Source organism: Pseudomonas sp. K5002 (assembly GCF_013386655.1).
GTDB lineage: Bacteria > Pseudomonadota > Gammaproteobacteria > Pseudomonadales > Pseudomonadaceae > Aquipseudomonas.
In genome coordinates this window covers 1-450 of record NZ_JACARK010000871.1, presented here as the reverse complement: position 1 = coordinate 450, position 450 = coordinate 1, and the positions used below count along the sequence as shown (strand labels likewise).

Below are 450 nucleotides of genomic sequence, written 5' to 3'. Positions count from 1 at the left end.
ATCGAGCTGGGTGAGGTCGAAGCGGCGCTGCAAGCCCTTCAGGGTGTGCGCGAAGCGGTGGTCGTGGCCCAGGAAGGCAGCGCCGGTAGCGGCAAGCGCCTGGTGGCTTACGTGGTCGGCGATTCAACCCGTGCCGGTTTCAGCGAAGACCTGCGTGCGCAGCTCCAGGCTTCATTGCCGGCGCATATGGTGCCGGCGTATGTCTTGTCTCTGGAACGCATGCCGCTGACACCGAACGGCAAGCTGGATCGCAAGAACCTGCCCAAACCGGATGTCAGTCAACTGCAACAAGCCTACGTCGCTCCGCGCAACGCGCTGGAGCAGCAACTGGCGACGATCTGGCAAGACGTGCTCAAGCTTGGGCAGGTGGGCATCAGCGACAACTTCTTCGAACTGGGTGGCGATTCGATCATTTCGATCCAGGTGGTCAGCCGTGCGCGGCAGGCGGGG

Annotated in this window: 1 protein-coding gene; it reads left to right on the top strand. The window is 63.1% G+C overall.

The features are described 5' to 3' along the window. Positions 1-450, top strand: a 450-nt coding sequence (locus tag HX846_RS30270) for a phosphopantetheine-binding protein (protein WP_178966792.1), incomplete at both ends; no start/stop codon positions are given.